The organism is Streptomyces sp. NPDC050610 (assembly GCF_040654875.1).
In the GTDB taxonomy this organism is placed as follows: domain Bacteria; phylum Actinomycetota; class Actinomycetes; order Streptomycetales; family Streptomycetaceae; genus Streptomyces.
The window spans coordinates 30,102-47,567 of sequence record NZ_JBFAIV010000018.1; the positions used below are offsets into that span (position 1 = coordinate 30,102).

A 17,466-nucleotide genomic window follows, 5' to 3' on the forward strand; every position below is an offset into this window, starting at 1 on the left:
GCACCGGCCGGGTATCCAGCGGCGCGCACTTCACACACGCGGCCGCCTCCCGGCGCGTCACACGGCGGCGGGTTCCTTCTCCGTACCTCCGGGGCGGCCGTCCTGGGCCGCCTGCTGCGTACCGCTGTGCCCGTCGTCCACGAGCGTCGTCTCGTCGAACGGCAGCCGCCCGGCGAGCACTTCGGTCACCCGCTCCTTGTCGATCTCCTTGGTCCAGGTGCCGACGAGTACGGTCGCGACGGCGTTCCCCGCGAAGTTGGTGAGGGCCCGCGCCTCGCTCATGAAGCGGTCGATGCCGACGATCAGGCCGACGCCGTCGACGAGTTCGGGGCGGTGGGACTGGAGGCCGCCCGCGAGGGTGGCGAGGCCGGCGCCGGTGACGCCCGCCGCACCCTTGGACGCGATGATCATGAAGAGGAGCAGCGAGACCTGCTGGCCGATGGAGAGCGGTTCGCCCATCGCCTCCGCGACGAAGATCGAGGACATCGTCAGATAGATGGCGGTGCCGTCGAGGTTGAAGGAGTAGCCGGTGGGGACCGTGATGCCGACGACCGGCTTGCTGACGCCCAGGTGCTCCATCTTCGCGATGAGCCGCGGCAGCGCCGACTCCGACGACGAGGTGGAGAGGATCAGCAGGAACTCCCGCGCCAGGTACTTCAGCAGCGCGAAGACGCTGACCCCGGCGACCAGCCGCAGGATCGTGCCGAGCACGATGATCACGAAGAGCAGGCAGGTGATGTAGAAGCCGACCATGATGACGGCGAGCGACTTGAGCGCGTCCACGCCCGTCTCGCCGACCACCGCCGCCATCGCGCCGAACGCGCCGACCGGGGCCGCCCACATGATCATGGCGAGCACGCGGAAGACCAGCCGCTGGATGTGGCCGATGCCGCGCAGGACCGGTTCGCCGCTCGCGCCGAGGGCTTGCAGCCCGAAGCCGACGAGGAGGGCGACCAGCAGGGTCTGGAGCACCTCGCCCTTGGTGAAGGCGGAGACCATGGTGGTGGGGATGATGCCGAGGAGGAAGTCGACGGTGGAGTCGCCGCCCTTGGCCTGCGCCTCGCCCGCGTGCCGTACCGACTCCGTCAGGTGCAGCCCGCTGCCGGGCTCCAGGATGTTGCCGACGACGAGGCCGATGGCGAGTGCGACCGTCGACATGACCATGAAGTAGCCCAGCGCCAGGCCGCCGACCGCGCCGACCTTCGCCGCCTTGCGGACCGATCCGACGCCGAGCACGATCGTGCAGAAGATGATCGGCGAGATCATCATCTTGATCAGGTTCACGAACCCGGTGCCGAGCGGCTTCAGCTCCACGGCCACGCCGGGGGCGGTGAACCCGACGAGGATGCCGAGGAGCACGGCGGCGATGACCGCGATGTAGAGGAAGTGGGTGCGGTCCTTCTTCGTACGGGCGGCCCGCTCGGGCCCGTCCGGCGACGGTGGCGCCTGCGGTGGCGGTGTCTGCGCTGACACGGTGGTGCTCCTCGGTGTACGGGGCGTGCGGCTCATGCGGCCCGCGCTCTCCCGACGAGTGGGGCCCCGCAGACTATGCACCCGTCTGTGACCGCGGTCACCCTTGCGTGCATTACGTTCACGGCTCAATCAGAAGGCAGACTGTCGGCCATGCGCGCACCCCGCATACCCGGCATACCCCGCCCCCGCAGCCTGGCCGGCCAGCTCTTCGCGATGCAGATCGTGCTGGTCGCCGCCGTGGTGGCCGGGTGCGCGTTCTTCGCGTACGCGACGGGGCGGGGGCAGGCCGAGGACGCGGCGCGGCGTCAGGTGACCGCGACGGCCGCCGCGGTGGCCGGGGCGCCGTCGGTACGGGCCGCCGCCGAGGCCGCCGACCCGAGCGCCGCGCTCCAGCCGTACGCGGAACGGGTGCGGCGCGACGCCGGGGTCACCTTCGTGACGATCATGGATCCGCGCGGCACGCGCTGGACGCACCCCGACGCGGCCCGCATCGGCCAGGAGTTCCTCGGCCACACCGGACCGGCGCTGCGCGGGAAGGCGTTCTCCGAGACGTACACGGGGACGCTCGGGCCGTCCGTACGGGCCGTGGCGCCGATCCGCTCCGGCGCGCGGATCACGGGGCTGGTCAGCGTGGGCATCACCGTCGACGAGATCAGCGCCGAGGTGCGGCGGCAGGTCATGGCGCTGCTGGGGGTGGCGCTGGGGGCGCTGGCGCTCGGCGGCGTCGGCACGTACGTCGCCAACGCCAGGCTGCGCCGGCATACGCACGGCATGAACGCCGCCGAGCTGAGCCGGATGCACGACTACCACCAGGCCGCGCTGCACGCGGTGCGCGAGGGGCTGGTGATGCTGGACGGCGAACGCCGGATCGCCCTCATCAACGACGGCGCGCGCGACCTGCTGGGGCTGACCCCGGACGCGGTGGGGCTGCGCGTCACCGCCCTCGGCCTGCCCGCGCCGCTCACCGAAACGCTGCTGGCGGCGGGCCCGTGCGTGGACGAGGTGCATCTGACGGCCGACCGGATCGTGGTCGTCAACACCTCGCCGGTCAGCGGCGGGGAGCGCAGCGGCACGGTCGTCACTCTGCGGGACCACACCGAACTCCAGGCCCTGTCAGGCGAGTTGGACTCCGTACGCGGCTTCGCCGAAGCGCTGCGCTCACAGGCCCACGAAGCGGCCAACCGGCTGCACGCCGTGGTGTCCCTGATCGAACTCGGCCGCGCCGACGAGGCCGTCGACTTCGCCACAGCCGAACTGGAACTGGCCCAGGCCCTCACGGACCAGGTCGTGGCGGCTGTCGCCGAGCCCGTACTGGCGGCTCTGCTGCTGGGCAAGGCGGCCCAGGCGAATGAGCACGGCGTGGAGCTGACGCTCACTCCGGAGAGCCATATCGACGACGGGGTGCTGCCGGCGGCGCTGCCGGCCCGTGACCTGGTCACGATCTTGGGGAACCTGATCGACAACGCCGTCGACGCCAGTGCGGCCGCGCCGCGGCTTCCGGCCCTGGGCGCGCCCGCGCCGCCTTCCGGCCTGCGGCCGGGCGTGGGCGCGCCCGCGGACGCGCCCGCGGAGGCGGCTCCGGCCGCGGAAGGGGCCGGGGGCCGCCGGGCGTCGGCCGATGCGGGGGTGGCGGCCGAGGGACACCGGGCATCCGCCGATGCGGGGGCGTCGGCCGAGGGCGCGGGATGCTCGCCAGGGGACGGCGACGGGTGCGCGGGCCTGCTGCGCACCCTCGACCACGCGGACGCGGACGAGTACGGACACGAAGCACGTACGGACGACGACACCGACGCGGACGCGACGGCCGAAGACGCCGAGCGGGAGGACGCACCGAGGGGCACCGAGGCCGCAGCCGCCGAGAACGGGCACGGCGTGCGTACTGACGACAGCGACGCGGCAGCCGGTGCCGGAGGTGCCGGAGGTGCAGCGGAACCGGATCGCGGCCGGTCGGTGACCGTGACCGTCCGGGCGGACGGCGGGGAGTTGCTGTTGCGGGTGGCGGACAGCGGGCCCGGGATCGATCCGGCGGCGGTCGACGAGGTCTTTCGGCGGGGGTGGAGCACCAAAGCGCCGGGGCGGGGGCTCGGGCTGGCGCTCGTACAGCAGGCCGCTCGCCGGAACGGCGGTGTCGTGACCGTGGCGGAATCGGCGGCGGGCGGGGCCCAGTTCACGGTTCTGCTGCCGCTGCGCAGCGAGGTCACGGCATGAGACCGGGCCGCCCCTTCGCGTCCGCGCCCCGTGGACGCCCCACTCCGGCAGGAGCACCCCTATGACCACGCCGCCGCCGACGGATGCCGGCCCGATCCGGGTTCTCGTCGTCGAGGACGAACCGCTCGCGGCCGACGCGCACGCGCTCTACGTGCGGCGCGTGCCGGGGTTCGCCGTGGCCGGGGTGGTGCACTCGCGGGCCGACGCGTCGCAGTTCCTCAAGCGGACGGCGGTCGACCTGCTGCTGCTGGACCTCTTCCTCCCCGACGGGCACGGGCTCCAGCTCGTACGGTCGCTGCGCGCCGCCGGGCACGCCACCGACGTGATCGCGGTGACGTCGGCGCGCGACCTGGCGGTCGTACGCGAGGGCGTGTCCCTCGGCGTGGTGCAGTACGTGCTGAAGCCGTTCACCTTCGCCACCCTCCGCGACCGGCTCGTGCGCTACGCGGACTTCCGCGCCGCCGCCGGGGAGGCCAGCGGCCAGGACGAGGTGGACCGCGCCCTGTCGGCGCTCCGCGCGCCGCAACCCGCCTCCCTGCCCAAGGGGTTGAGCCTGGACACGCTCCAGACGATCACCGACGCGCTGCGCGCGGCGGGCGCCGACGGGCTGTCGGCGGGCACGGCCGCGACCGCCCTCGGCATCTCCCGGATCACGGCCCGCCGCTACCTGGAGCACCTGGTCCATACGAGCCGAGCCGCCCGCACCCCGCAGTACGGCCATGTCGGCCGCCCCGAACTCCGCTACCGCTGGCTGACGCAGCGCTGAGACAGCGCGACCCCCGATACGTCGGGGGCTGCGAGCGATGGCAGCCCGGTCTGTCCTGTCCCGACCTGTCCTGGCCGGGCTGCCACCACTGACGATTCAGTCAACGCCTACTAGAACTTGACCGACCTGATGACGTAATTGCCCGCCAAGTTCGTCCGGTTGCCGGGCGTTTCGGAGCCGATGCGGTTCCGGTAGCCCTCGCTGGTGTAGTAATTCACCCGGGCCGCCGTATTGTTGTACGCCGACCTGACGTTTACGTTCCTGGAGCTGAAACCGCAGGACCTGCCGGCCGAAGGGTCGTTGCCGTAGAAGTCGCAGCGCTCACCATTGCCGTTCCAGTCGCTGTAGATGCAGAACGCACCCCGCGGGCAGTCATAGTCGGCCACTCGCGGGGTGGCGACTGGGGCGACGCTGCTGCCGGCCATCGCGGTCGGCGCGGCGAACGCCAAGGCTCCGGCGGCCAGTACGGTCGCTGCCAGTGTGGTGGCGGCTCTACGGTTCTTCGCATGCACAAAACGCATTACGACTCCGTTTCTCTGCGAATGGGAGCCGCCCAGGAAAGGCCACACCAAGGACCTTTCTTGGAGCAGCCGTATGCACCTGTGATCACATAGTCAGCTGTGAACTTCGGCGGTCCAAGAAAAGACCAAGGGGCGCGGTCGCGCAACCGGCATTCCGGCCATGGCGAATTAGGCCATGAACCCTGAGGGCGATCATTAAAGCACCACAGCGCCCGCCGACCGCGGCTTCACAGAAGAGGGCAGCCGGGATCGCCGAGCCAAACGGTCTGCCCGCCCTCCGTCACGGTCAGGCCGAAGTCGAACAGCGAGGGCCGGCCTTTGTCGCGCCACCAATCGGCCGCGGCGCGGGTTTCGTCATAAAGGTCGCGCGGCCCCCACTGGTACACGGATTCGCCGGTGGCGTAGGCCCAGGAGTCGGGGCCGCACCACCAGTGGCCGTCGCCCTGTTCCCAGTGGGCGACGCCGGGCAGCCGCAGGCCGATGGCGAAGGCGGCGTGCGGGTCGGTGAGGGCAAGGTGGTCCGGTCCACCGTCGGGGGCGGATTCGCGCGCCTGCCGCCAGGTCTCGTCGGTGAACAGGTCGCCGATCGGGGAGCGCGGGCGCTGTCCGCGTACGGTCATGAAGGTCATGGCTCCGGCGAAGCGGCCCGACGCCCGGCCGTCTTCGACCGTGAGCCGCGCCAGGCCGTGGGAGCAGAACGCGGTGCGGTACGGCGTGAGGATCAGGCCGCCGGTACGGGTCTGCTCGACCCACGCGTACGGGACGGCCAGCACCGCGGCGGTGGACAGCACCCGGTCGTAGGGCGCGCGCGGCGGATGGCCGGCCTCCCCGTCCGCGTGCACGGCGGTGACGTCCTCGCACCCGGCGGCGGTGAGCGCGGCACGCGCCCCGGCGTGGAGCGCTTCGTCGATCTCGACGGTGACCAGGCGGTCGCCGCCGACGCGCTGAGCGATGAGGGCGGCGTTGTAGCCGGTGCCCGTGCCGATCTCCAAGACGGTGCCCGAGGTCCGCAGTTCGGCCTCGGCGAGCATGTTCAGCACGGCGTTCGGGGCGCTGATGGAGCAGGTCGGCAGGGTGCCGATGCCGCCCGCGAGGGTGCGGCCGTCGTCGACCTGGGTGACGAGGCCGTCGCGCGGGTCGTAGGCCAGCGCGGCCCACCGCCGCGGGTCGTCCGTACGCCCGAAGGCCCGGTAGCCGCCCCCGTCCTCGACCCACACGGTGTCCGGTATGAACGCGTGGCGGGGTACGGCCTCGAAGGCGCGGCGCAGCCAGGGCCGGGCGAAAGCGCCCAGGCCGTCGAGGTCGTCGGCGGCCTGGGCGCTCAGCGCGGTGAAGTCCGGCTCCACGTCGGCTACTTCGGCTTGCGGTGGTCGCCGCTGCCGGGCCGGGAGACGTCGGGGTGCTGGCTGTCCTTGTCCCGCGGGGACGGCTCCTTCGGCGTCGGGATGGGGGCGGGCTTCTCGCCGTGTCGTGCCATGCGCTTTCTCCTTGCGGATGGTTCCGGGCGCGGAACAGTGCAGCCCCTCAGGGGCCGGTACGGAGGTAGCAGGAGACGGCAAGGTCACCGTGATTAACCCTGCGTCATATGCCAGTCACATACGGTACGCAGAATCGCGACGTCCCCGCAACCCCATACGACAGGAAGCATTCCTAACCACCACCTTGTCGCGAGCATGACGTCTCGCTAGCGTTCACGCACGTTCAACCCACCCCCCATGGAGGTTCGACGTGCATCGCAAGAGAATCGTCTCCGCACTCTCCGCGCTCTCCGCCGCCGTCGTCGTCAGCGGCGCCCTCACCGCCGGCGCCTACGCCACCCCGAGCAAGCACGCCGCAGAGGGAGCGGCCCCGACCGCCGCGCCCAGCGGGCTCAACGGCCCCTACCTCTACCTCGGCTGGGGCAGTCCGCCGAAGGCGACGTCCGTCATGTCGGCCACCGGCATCAGGCAGTTCACCATGGCCTTCATGCTCTCCGACGGCGGCTGCAACCCGAAGTGGGACGGCACCCGCGCCCTCACCGGCGGGACAGACCAGTCCACGATCAACTCCATACGGTCGGCCGGCGGCGACGTCACCGTGTCGTTCGGCGGCTGGAGCGGCAACAAGCTGGGCGAGAAGTGCTCGTCGGCGGGGGCGCTCGCCGGGGCGTACCAGAAGGTCGTCGACGCCTATAAGTTGAAGTCCATCGACATCGACATCGAGGCCACCGAGGTCTCGAACGCCACCGTCCGCCAGCGCGTCATCGACGCCCTGAAGACGACCAAGACGAAGAACCCCGGCCTCAAGGTCTACGTCACCTTCGGCACGACCACCACCGGCCCCACCGCCGACGGCAAGGACCTCGTCAAACGCGGCGCGGCCAAGGGGCTCGACGCGGAATGGGCCGTGATGCCGTTCGACTTCGGCGGCCAGGGGAGCGTCGACATGGCCGCCGCCACGAAGTCGGCGGTGGACGGGCTCAAGAACACCGTCGCGAGCGAGTACAAGCTGTCCTCGGACGCCGCCTACCGCAAGGTCGGCTTCTCCTCGATGAACGGCCACACCGACCAGGCGGGCGAGATCGTCTCGGTCGCGGACTTCAAGTCGATGGTGTCGTACGCGACGAGCCACCACCTCTCCCGGGTCTCCTTCTGGTCGCTCAACCGCGACCGCAAGTGCGGATCGGGCGGCGGCGGTGACGCGTGCAGCGGCATCGAGCAGGGAACGTACGACTTCACCAAGGTGCTGGCCGGCTACAACGGCTGACGCTCGCGGGGCCGACGCCCCGCCGGCGACGGCCGTACGGTCACCGGGCAGCCCGCCGAGGCCAGTTGGAGGTCGTGCCCGTGCGCCCCACCGTCCCTGTGATCCTCGTCGCCGCCCTCGCCGCAGGCGCGCTCAGCGCCTGCGGCGCGGGGTCCTCGCCCCATCCGGACACCGTGAAGGTGGCCTACCAACGGAACACGAACGGCAAGGTCCGCTATACCGACAACTATCTGGCCATGGTGAAGAAGGAGTTCGAGAAGACGCACCGGGGCAAGAGAGTCGAACTGATCCCGATTCAGGCGTCCGAGAACGACTATTACGCCAAGATCCAGCAGATGATGCGGTCCCCGAAGACCTCGCCGGATCTCGTGTACGAGGACACGTTCCTCATCAACTCCGATATCAAGAGCGGATATCTGCGACCGCTGGACGACAAACTCAAGACGTGGGCCGACTGGAAGCAGTTCGTACCCGCCTCGAAGGCCGCGACGCGGGCCGAGGACGGCAAGACGTACGGCGTGCAGGACGGCACCGACACCCGCGCCCTCTGGTACAACAAGGAAATCTTCGCCAAGGCCGGACTGCCCGCGAATTGGCGGCCGAAGACCTGGCAGGACGTCCTCGACACCGCTCGTACCATCAAACGCAAGGTCCCCGGCGTCACCCCGCTCAACGTCTATACGGGCAAGGGCGCGGGCGAGGCGTCCGTGATGCAGACCTTCGAGATGCTGCTGTACGGCACCGGAAAGGACCCGCTCTACGACCCGGCGGCGAAGAAATGGGTCACCGGCAGCAAGGGGTTCCGGGACTCGCTGGACTTCGTGCGGAGCGTCTACGCGGAGAAACTCGGCCCCGATATCACCGACGCCCTCGACCCGAATGTCGCCGTGCGCAATGTCAGCGAGTGGCTGCCGGCCGGAAAGGTCGCCATCGACCTCGACGGCTCCTGGCTCGGGGAGTACTGGCTCCCCACGGGCGGCAAACCGTGGCCGCAGTGGTCGAAGGTGATGGCGCAGACGCCGTTCCCGACGCAGCACGGGCAGGCCCCCGGCAAGGTCAGCCTCTCCGGCGGCTGGGCCTGGTCGATCCCCGCCAAGTCCCGCTACGCCGATCTGGCCTGGCAGTTCATCGAAACCCTCCAGTCGAAGCGGAACGCGGCGGAGTGGGACATCCGGGGCGCGCAGATCGCGGTCCGCGACGATGTCGCCGCCGACGCGAAGTACCTCAAGTCCATGCCCGGCATCGACTTCTTCACCTCACTGGTGAAGTACAGCCACTTCCGGCCCGCGCTGCCCGTCTACCCCAGGGTCTCCGCGGTGATCGGCGAGCAGATGGAGAACGTGACCACCGGCGACTCGTCGGTGGGCGAGGCCGCGAAGGCGTACGACGAGCAAGTCGCGTCGATCACCGACGGCGCAGTGGTGAGCGGGAACCGATGACCGCGCTCCCGACGGCACGGGCCCGTGAACCCCACCGGCGACAACGCCCCCGCCATCGCCTCCGCTGGCTGCCCGTCGCCCCCGCGACCCTCCTCCTGCTGCTCTTCCTCGGCGGGCCCATCGCGTACTGCGGCTATATCGCCTTCACCGACATGCAGCTGACCGGCTCCTCGGCCACGCACTTCGTGGGCCTGGACAACTTCCGGCAGGCGTTCGCGGACGACAAGTTCATCAACGCGGTCGTACTGACCCTCGTCTTCACCGTGCTCTCCTCGATCGTCGGCCAGAACACCCTCGGCCTCGGGCTCGCCGCCCTGATGCGGCGCGCCTCGCGGCCCGTACGGACGCTGACCGGGGCGATCGTCATCGCCGCGTGGGTGCTGCCGGAGATCGTCGCCGGCTTTCTGCTCTACGCCTTCTTCAACCAGCGCGGCACCCTGAACGACATTCTGGACTGGCTGCATCTGCCGTCCCAGAACTGGCTGTTCACGCTGCCCATCCTCGCGGTCTCGTTCGCCAACGTCTGGCGCGGCACCGCGTTCTCGATGCTCGTCTACTCCGCCGCGCTCTCCGAGATCCCGCAGGAGATCACCGAGGCGGCGGAGGTGGACGGAGCCAGCGGGTGGCAGCGGATGTGGCGCGTCACGCTGCCGATGATCCGCCGCTCCATCGCCACCAATTTGATGCTCAACACCCTCCAGACGCTGTCGGTGTTCGGCCTGATCTGGGCGATGACGCGCGGCGGACCCGGCACGCGCAGCCAGACGCTGCCGGTCTTCATGTACGACCAGGCGTTCTTGAAGGCGCTTATCGGCTACGGCACGGCGGTGGCGCTGCTGCTGCTCCTGGTGGGGGCGCTGTTCTCGCTGGTGTATCTGCGACTGCTGCGCGAGGAGGTCTGAGATGCGGGCCCATCGAACACCCCGCCGGTCCGCCTCCGCGCACCGCACGCCCAAGCTGCGGCGCGCGACGCGGCAGCGGCTGGCGGCCGACGCGGCGCTGCTGGTCGCGGCCCTGGCCTTCGCCGTGCCGCTGGCCTGGCTGGTGCTGTCCTCCGTCGACGAACACGCCTCGCTCGACGTCTCCGTGCCGTCCCACCCCACGCTGGCCAACTTCGACGCCCTCATGGACCCGGAGATCACCTACCGGCCCATGCTCAACAGCCTGCTGCTGTGCGGCGGCGCCACGGCCCTGACCATCGCCTGCGCCACCCTCGCCGCCTATCCCCTGTCGCGGTTCCGCTCCCGCTTCAAACGCCCGTACCTCATGGCGGTGCTGTTCACGACCTGTCTGCCGGTCACCGCGATCATGGTCCCGGTGTACGGGCTCTTCGTGCAGATCAACCTCATCGACACGCTGTCCGGTACGGCCCTCTTCCTCGCCGCGACCCAGCTTCCGTTCGCCATCTGGCTGATGAAGAACTTCATGGACGCCATCCCCGTCAGCCTCGAAGAGGCGGCCTGGACCGACGGCGCGAACCCCATGCAGGCCCTGGTCCGCGTCGTCCTGCCGCTCATGGGGCCGGGCGTGGCCGTCGTGACCGTCTATAGCTTCATCATGATGTGGGGCAATTTCTTCGTCCCCTTCATGCTGCTGCTCACCCCGGACCAACTCCCGGCGTCCGTCTCCATCTTCACCTTCTTCGGCTACCGCGGCGAAGTGGCCTACGGGCAGCTCGCCGCCTTCTCCATCCTCTATTCGACGCCCGTGATCCTGCTGTACGTCCTGATCTCCCGTCGCCTCGGCGGCGGCTTCGCACTGGGCGGCGCGGTGAAGGGATGAGGGCCTCTCCCGCGTGATCCCGTTCGCCCGGAAGTCGGACGGGCGTCCATCTTGAGTACGACGTACGGCCCCGGCATCGGCCATTTGGCCGGTGCCCAGGTCGGGCCGTGCGGCTGAGGTGGAGAGGGGGCCCGGTGCTCAAAGATGGGAGAGCATTCATTCCCCGCTCTCCCAGGAGACCTCGTGCCCCGTTCCGCCCCCTTCCCCACGTCGACCGCCGTCCCCGGCGCCGCCGCCCCCGACGGCGTCGCCGCGCGGGCGACCGAGCTGAGCAAGGTGTACGGGCAGGGCGAGACCCAGGTGGTCGCGCTGGACGCGGTGTCCGTGGAGTTCCGGCGCGCGGAGTTCACCGCGATCATGGGGCCGTCCGGATCGGGCAAGTCCACGCTCATGCACTGCATGGCCGGGCTCGACTCCCTCTCCTCCGGCTCGGCCCGGATCGGCGACGTCGAACTGGCGTCGCTGGGCGACCGGCAGCTGACACGGCTGCGCCGGGACCGGGTCGGCTTCGTCTTCCAGGCGTTCAACCTGCTGCCGACGCTGAACGCGATCGAGAACATCACCCTGCCGATGGACATCGCCGGCCGCCGGCCCGACCAGGCGTGGCTGGAGCAGATCGTGTCGACCCTGGGCCTGTCCGCGCGGCTGTCGCACCGCCCGGCGCAGCTCTCCGGCGGTCAGCAGCAGCGGGTGGCCGTGGCCCGCGCCCTCGCCTCCCAGCCGGAGATCATCTTCGCGGACGAGCCCACCGGCAACCTCGACTCCCGCTCGGGCGCCGAACTGCTGGGCTTCCTCCAGGAGTCGGTGCCGGCCCTCCAGCAGACGGTCGTGATGGTGACCCACGACGCGGTCGCCGCCTCGTACGCGGACCGCGTGATCTTCCTGGCCGACGGCCGGATCGTGGACGAGCTGCGCAAGCCGACCGCCGAAGCGGTCCTGGACCGGATGAAGGCGTTCGACTCGAAGGGCCGTACGAGCTGAGGAGCCCCCGCCCACCGCTCGCCGCCGGACTCCGGCACTCCCCGTCCCCCGCATCCCAGGACTGACACTCGTGCTTCGCACCGCTCTGCGCAACGTACTCGCGCACAAAGCCCGGCTGGTGATGACCGCTCTGGCGATCATCCTCGGCACCGCCTTCGTCTCCGGCACGCTGATCTTCGGCGACACCGCCGGCAACGCGTACAGCAACGTCTCGGCCAAGAACTACAAGGGCGTCGCCACCCTGGTGACCGCCGACGAGGGGATGCGCGCACCCGGCGATCGGCACAAGACCGCGCTCGACCAGCGGCTGGCCGAGAAGATACGGGCGCTGCCGGGCGTCGCCTCGGTGCGGCCGAGCGCTTCGGGTTACGCGACGATCGCCGACAAGAAGCAGCGGCCCATGGGCGACGACTGGCAGTCGCTCGGGGCCGACTTCATGCCGGGGAAGGACGGCAAGGACAGCCGTTACCCGGTCACCTCCGGCCGCGCGCCCGCCGCCTCCGGCGAGGTCGCGCTGAACACGAAGGCCGCCGCCGACGCCGGGTTCAAGCTGGGCGACCCGATCCGGTTCGCGATCGACGGGCCGGTGCTGACGAAGAAGCTGGTCGGCACCGTGGACACGACCGACCCGCGGGTGACGTCGGGCGGCACGCTGGCGGTGTTCGACACCGCGACCGCGCAGCGGCTGTTCGCCGCCCCGGGTTCCTTCAGCGAGTTCTCGGTGGGGGCGAAGCCGGGTGTCGACGATGTCGAGCTGACCGAGCGGATCCAGCAGCTGCTGCCCGACGACAAGGCTTTCGCGCAGAGCGGTTCGGAGCTGGCCCGTATCCAGGCCGACGAGATCACCATGAGCACCCGGTCGCTGACGAAGTCGCTGATGGTCTTCGCGGGCATCGCGCTGTTCGTCGGGGCGTTCATCGTCGCCAACACCTTCACCATGCTGATCTCGCAGCGCCGCCGGGAGACCGCGCTGCTGCGGGCGGTGGGCGCGTCCCGTCGCCAGGTGGTGCGCTCGACGCTGGCGGAGGCGGCGGTGCTGGGGCTGCTGGCGTCGGTGGCCGGGTTCGTGCTGGGCATCGGCGTCGCGCTCGGGCTGCGGCCGCTGCTCAACGCGACGGGCTCGAACCTCCCCGACGGCCCTCTGATCGTCGAGCCGGCCTCGGTCGGTTACGCGCTCGTGGTCGGTGTGGTCGTGACCGCACTGTCCGCGTGGCTGCCGGCGCGGCGGGCGGCGCGGGTCGCCCCGGTGGAGGCGCTGTCCGAGATCGACCAGGCGCCGGCGCAGCGGAGTCTGCGGGTCCGCGGCGTCGTCGGCGCGGTGCTCGCCGGTGCGGGCGTGGCGACCATGCTGTACGTGACCACCCTGTCGGACAGCGGGGGCATCGACGCCGGCATGGTGGGCTCGGCGCTCGTCCTGGCGGGCGCGGCCGTGCTCGCTCCGCTGCTGTCGCGCCCGCTGGTGACGTTCGCGGGCAAGGGGCTGGCCCGGATGTTCCCGGCCAGCGGCCGGCTCGCGACGCGCAACGCCCTGCGCAACCCGCGCCGTACCGCCGCGACGGCCTCCGCGCTGATGATCGGCCTCACGCTGATCACCGGTCTGACGGTGCTGGGCCACTCGGCCACGCTGGGCGTCGACCGGATGATGAAGAAGCAGGGGCTGACGGCCGACTACCAGGTGTCCTCGGAGGGCAGTCGCGGCCTCGGGAAGGACGCCGCGCACCGGCTGGCCGGCGTGCCGGGCGTCGCCGCGGCCGTACCGCTGCGCACGGTCGGTGCCGATCTGGGGTCCAGTGCGGGCGGTTTGACCGGCACGGACGCGCCGAACCTGCCGAAGGTGGCGGGCCTGCGCTTCATCAGCGGTTCGGCGGAGGCCGTACGGGCGAAGAACACCGTCGCCCTGTCGGCGAAGACCGCGAGCGAGCGCGGCGTGCGGACCGGCCAGAGCATCAAGGTCTCCTACAGCGACGGGGAGGACGACGCGGACGAGAAGCCGGGCCGCAAGAAGGGGCCGAAGTCGGCCACGTACAAGATCGCCGGCGTCTACACCGACAACGACGTGGCGCCCAACGCGCTCGCCTCGCTGGCGACGGTCGAGAGCCATGTCGACCAGCAGACCCTCGCCAACGAGCGGATTCTCATCAAGGCGGGGCCGGGCAGGACGGCCGGGCTCGAAGACAAGCTCCGCTCGGCCCTCGGCAGCAATCCGCTGGTGAAGGTGAAGGGCCAGTCCGTCCTGCGCGAGGAGCGCAGCGGAGCGATCGGCGACATCCTGAACATGACGTACGGGCTGCTGGGGATGGCCCTGGTGATCGCGGTGGTCGGCGTCGTCAACACGCTCGCCATGTCGGTCTTCGAGCGCACCCGTGAGATCGGCATGCTGCGGGCGATCGGCCTGGCGCGCCGCGACGTCAAGCAGATGGTGCGGCTGGAGTCGGTGATGATCTGCGTGTTCGGCGCGGTGCTGGGGATCGTGGTGGGCGTGTTCCTGGCCTGGTCGGGCGGGCACCTGGTGCGGTCCTCGTTCCCGGCGTACGAGTTCGGCCTGCCGTGGGCGCGGATCGCCCTGTTCCTGCTGATCGCCCTGGTCGTGGGCGTGCTGGCGGCGGTGTGGCCGGCGCGTCGGGCGGGGCGGCTGAGCCCGCTGGAGTCGATCGGCGCGCAGTAGGGCTCGCGGGTCGGCGAAACGGCGGTGGGCGCCTCCTCAAGGAGAGGGGGCGCCCACCGCCGTTCGGGTCGCGCTGTGCGTCAGCCCTGCTGGTCCGCGTTCTGGCCGCCGAGGTGGTGCACCCGGACCATGTTGGTGGTGCCGGGGACGCCGGGGGGCGAGCCGGCGGTAATGATCATGGCGTCGCCCTCGTTGTAGCGGTTGAGCTTGAGCAGCTCGGCGTCGACCAGGTCGACCATGGCGTCGGTGTTGTCGACGTGCGGCACGACGTACGTCTCGATGCCCCAGCTCAGCGTCAGCTGGTTGCGGGTGTCCGCGTCGGTGGTGAAGGCCAGGATCGGCTGGGCCGCGCGGTAGCGGGAGAGGCGGCGGGCGGTGTCGCCGGACTTGGTGAAGGCGACCAGCGCGGTCGCGCCCAGGAAGTCGGCGATCTCACACGCGGCGCGGGCGACGGAGCCGCCCTGGGTGCGCGGCTTCTTGCCCGGGACCAGCGGCTGGAGGCCGCGCGAGAGCAGTTCCTCCTCGGCCGCCTCGACGATGCGGGACATCGTCTTGACGGTCTCGATCGGGTACGCGCCGACGCTCGACTCGGCGGAGAGCATGACCGCGTCCGCGCCGTCGAGGATGGCGTTGGCGACGTCGGACGCCTCGGCGCGGGTCGGCCGCGAGTTGGTGATCATGGACTCCATCATCTGGGTCGCGACGATCACCGGCTTGGCGTTGCGGCGGCACAGCTCCACGAGGCGCTTCTGCACCATCGGGACCTTCTCCAGCGGGTACTCGACGGCCAGGTCGCCGCGGGCGACCATGATGGCGTCGAACGCCGCGACGACGGCCTCCATGTTCTCGACGGCCTGCGGCTTCTCGACCTTGGCGATCACCGGCACCCGGCGGCCGACCTCGTCCATGACGCGGTGCACGTCGCGGACGTCGTCGGCGTTGCGCACGAAGGAGAGCGCGACCATGTCGCAGCCCATCCGCAGCGCGAACCGCAGGTCCTCGACGTCCTTCTCGGCCAGCGCGGGCACGTTGACCGCCGCGCCGGGCAGGTTGATGCCCTTGTGGTCGGAGATCACACCGCCCTCGATGACGATGGTCTTGACCCGCGGGCCGTCGACCTCGGTGACCCGCAGCTCGACGTTGCCGTCGTTGATCAGGACCTGGTCGCCCTTGGAGACGTCGCCCGGCAGCCCCTTGTACGTGGTGCCGCAGATCGTCTTGTCGCCGGCGACGTCCTCGGTGGTGATGATGAACTCGTCGCCGCGCTCCAGCTCGACCGGGCCGTCGGCGAACGTCTCCAGGCGGATCTTGGGGCCCTGGAGGTCGGCGAGGACGCCGACCGCGCGGCCGGTCTCCTCGGCGGCCTTGCGGACGCGGTGGTACCGCTCCTCGTGGTCCGACTGGGTCCCGTGGCTGAAGTTGAAGCGGGCCACGTTCATGCCGGCCTCGATCAGCGCTTTGAGCTGGTCGTAGGAGTCGGCGGCAGGGCCCAGGGTGCAGACGATTTTGGAACGGCGCATAAAGCTGATCCTATCGGTTTGTTTCGGGGCGGAATAATCCAGTGGGGGTCAGGCCGGCGCCCAGGGGTGCCGGCCGCCGGCGGCGGAGGCCGTCGGCTAGGCGCTGACCAGGGCATACGTCTGGGTGGCGATCTCCAGCTCCTCGTCGGTCGGGACCACGGCGACCGCGACCCGGCTGGTGTCCGCCGAGATCAGCCGCGCCGAGGAACCGCGCACGGAGTTGCGTACCGCGTCCACCTCGATGCCGAGCACGCCCAGGCCGCGCAGCGACGCCTCGCGGACGGCCGCGGAGTTCTCGCCCACGCCCGCCGTGAACGCGACGGCGTCCACCCGGCCGAGCACCGCCGTGTACGCGCCCACATACTTGCGCAGCCGGTGCACGTAGATCTCGAAGGCGAGCTGCGCGGCGCGGTCGCCCTCGCCCATCCGGCGGCCGATCTCGCGCATGTCGTTGTCGCCGCAGAGGCCGATCAGGCCGCTCTTCTTGTTGAGCAGCTCGTCGACCTCGTCGACGCTCATCCCGGCCACCCGCCGCAGATGGAAGGTGACCGCCGGATCGATGTCACCGGAGCGCGTACCCATCACGAGCCCCTCCAAAGGCGTCAGCCCCATCGAGGTGTCCACGCACCGGCCGCCCTCGACGGCGGAGGCGGAGGCCCCGTTGCCCAGGTGCAGCACGATGACGTTGACGTCGGCCACGTCCTTGCCCAGCAGCTTCGCGGTCTCGCGGGAGACGTACGCGTGCGAGGTGCCGTGGAAGCCGTAGCGGCGGATGCGGTGCGCGTCGGCGGTCTCGACGTCGATGGCGTACCGCGCCGCGTGCTCCGGCATCGTGGTGTGGAAGGCGGTGTCGAAGACCGCGACCTGCGGCAGATCCGGGCGCAGCCCCATGGCCGTGCGGATGCCGGAGATGTTGGCCGGGTTGTGCAGCGGCGCGACGGGGATCAGCCGCTCGATCTCCGCCAGCACGTCCCGGTCGATGACGGTCGGCCCGCTGAACCGCTGCCCGCCGTGCACGACGCGGTGGCCGATCGCGGCGAGCTCCGGCGAGTCGAGCCCCAGCCCGTCCGCGGCCAGCTCCTCGGTGACGGCCCGCAGCGCCTCGTCGTGGTCGGCGATCGGCCGCTCGCGCTCCCGCTTGGCGCCGCCGGTGGCGAGCGGGGAGTGCGTCAGCCGGGAGGTCTCCTCGCCGATGCGCTCCACCAGGCCGGTGGCGAGGCGGGCGCTGTCGGCCATGTCGAGCAGCTGGTACTTGACCGAGGAGGAGCCGGAGTTGAGGACGAGCACGTGGGTGGCATCGGCGCTGGCGCCGGCGTTCGCAGTCATGGACGGGCTTTCCGGTAGGCGGCGGACGGGTGTTCGCGGA

The 17,466-nt window shown here is 70.8% G+C and carries 14 protein-coding genes; 8 read left to right on the plus strand and 6 right to left on the minus strand.

Annotated features, from left to right (window positions below):
• Positions 1–57 precede the first annotated feature (57 nt).
• Complete coding sequence (locus tag AB0I22_RS22420; protein WP_363132758.1) at positions 58–1,377, minus strand: cation:dicarboxylase symporter family transporter; 1,320 nt, start codon at positions 1,375–1,377, stop codon at positions 58–60.
• Positions 1,378–1,623: 246 nt separating this feature from the next.
• Here AB0I22_RS22420 and AB0I22_RS22425 point away from each other — a divergent pair, with 246 nt between their 5' ends.
• Both AB0I22_RS22425 and AB0I22_RS22430 read left to right on the plus strand, forming a co-directional pair.
• Positions 1,624–3,681 (plus strand): ATP-binding protein, encoded by a 2,058-nt coding sequence (locus AB0I22_RS22425; protein WP_363132618.1) that lies wholly within the window; start codon positions 1,624–1,626, stop codon positions 3,679–3,681.
• A gap of 61 nt (positions 3,682–3,742) precedes the next feature.
• Complete coding sequence (locus tag AB0I22_RS22430) at positions 3,743–4,447, plus strand: response regulator (protein ID WP_363132619.1); 705 nt, start codon at positions 3,743–3,745, stop codon at positions 4,445–4,447.
• Between the two features lie 110 nt (positions 4,448–4,557).
• Here AB0I22_RS22430 and AB0I22_RS22435 read toward each other — a convergent pair whose 3' ends face one another.
• The 3 genes from AB0I22_RS22435 to AB0I22_RS22445 form a co-directional block, all read right to left on the minus strand.
• Positions 4,558–4,968 carry a peptidase inhibitor family I36 protein gene (locus AB0I22_RS22435; RefSeq protein WP_363132620.1) on the minus strand — a complete coding sequence of 137 codons (411 nt, stop codon included), beginning with the start codon at positions 4,966–4,968 and terminating at the stop codon, positions 4,558–4,560.
• Between the two features lie 227 nt (positions 4,969–5,195).
• Positions 5,196–6,314 (minus strand): methyltransferase domain-containing protein, encoded by a 1,119-nt coding sequence (locus AB0I22_RS22440; protein ID WP_363132621.1) that lies wholly within the window; start codon positions 6,312–6,314, stop codon positions 5,196–5,198.
• A 5-nt stretch (positions 6,315–6,319) separates the two neighbouring features.
• Entirely contained in the window at positions 6,320–6,445 is a 126-nt protein-coding gene (locus AB0I22_RS22445; protein ID WP_363132622.1) for a hypothetical protein, read from the minus strand.
• A 251-nt stretch (positions 6,446–6,696) separates the two neighbouring features.
• On the opposite strand from AB0I22_RS22445, the gene AB0I22_RS22450 reads away from it, so the two are divergent.
• From AB0I22_RS22450 to AB0I22_RS22475, 6 genes are all read left to right on the plus strand, one after another.
• Positions 6,697–7,713 carry a chitinase gene (locus tag AB0I22_RS22450; protein ID WP_363132623.1) on the plus strand — a complete coding sequence of 339 codons (1,017 nt, stop codon included), beginning with the start codon at positions 6,697–6,699 and terminating at the stop codon, positions 7,711–7,713.
• Positions 7,714–7,793: 80 nt separating this feature from the next.
• Entirely contained in the window at positions 7,794–9,152 is a 1,359-nt protein-coding gene (locus AB0I22_RS22455; protein ID WP_363132624.1) for an extracellular solute-binding protein, read from the plus strand.
• Positions 9,149–10,054, plus strand: coding sequence for a sugar ABC transporter permease (locus AB0I22_RS22460; RefSeq protein WP_363132625.1), 906 nt, complete (start codon positions 9,149–9,151; stop codon positions 10,052–10,054). The genes AB0I22_RS22455 and AB0I22_RS22460 overlap by 4 nt, the downstream gene beginning before the upstream one ends.
• Before the next feature lies 1 nt (position 10,055).
• A complete protein-coding gene (locus tag AB0I22_RS22465) occupies positions 10,056–10,934 on the plus strand; it encodes a carbohydrate ABC transporter permease (protein ID WP_363132626.1) in 879 nt (292 codons plus the stop codon).
• Positions 10,935–11,117: 183 nt separating this feature from the next.
• Complete coding sequence (locus AB0I22_RS22470) at positions 11,118–11,915, plus strand: ABC transporter ATP-binding protein (RefSeq protein ID WP_363132627.1); 798 nt, start codon at positions 11,118–11,120, stop codon at positions 11,913–11,915.
• Positions 11,916–11,985: 70 nt separating this feature from the next.
• Positions 11,986–14,580 carry an FtsX-like permease family protein gene (locus tag AB0I22_RS22475; RefSeq protein WP_363132628.1) on the plus strand — a complete coding sequence of 865 codons (2,595 nt, stop codon included), beginning with the start codon at positions 11,986–11,988 and terminating at the stop codon, positions 14,578–14,580.
• A gap of 80 nt (positions 14,581–14,660) precedes the next feature.
• Here AB0I22_RS22475 and pyk read toward each other — a convergent pair whose 3' ends face one another.
• Both pyk and AB0I22_RS22485 read right to left on the minus strand, forming a co-directional pair.
• The gene (gene pyk, locus AB0I22_RS22480) at positions 14,661–16,100 is read right to left on the minus strand and encodes a pyruvate kinase (RefSeq protein ID WP_363132629.1); all 1,440 of its coding nucleotides are present in this window, start codon (positions 16,098–16,100) and stop codon (positions 14,661–14,663) included.
• A 96-nt stretch (positions 16,101–16,196) separates the two neighbouring features.
• Complete coding sequence (locus tag AB0I22_RS22485; RefSeq protein ID WP_363132630.1) at positions 16,197–17,426, minus strand: acetate kinase; 1,230 nt, start codon at positions 17,424–17,426, stop codon at positions 16,197–16,199.
• Positions 17,427–17,466: the final 40 nt, after the last annotated feature.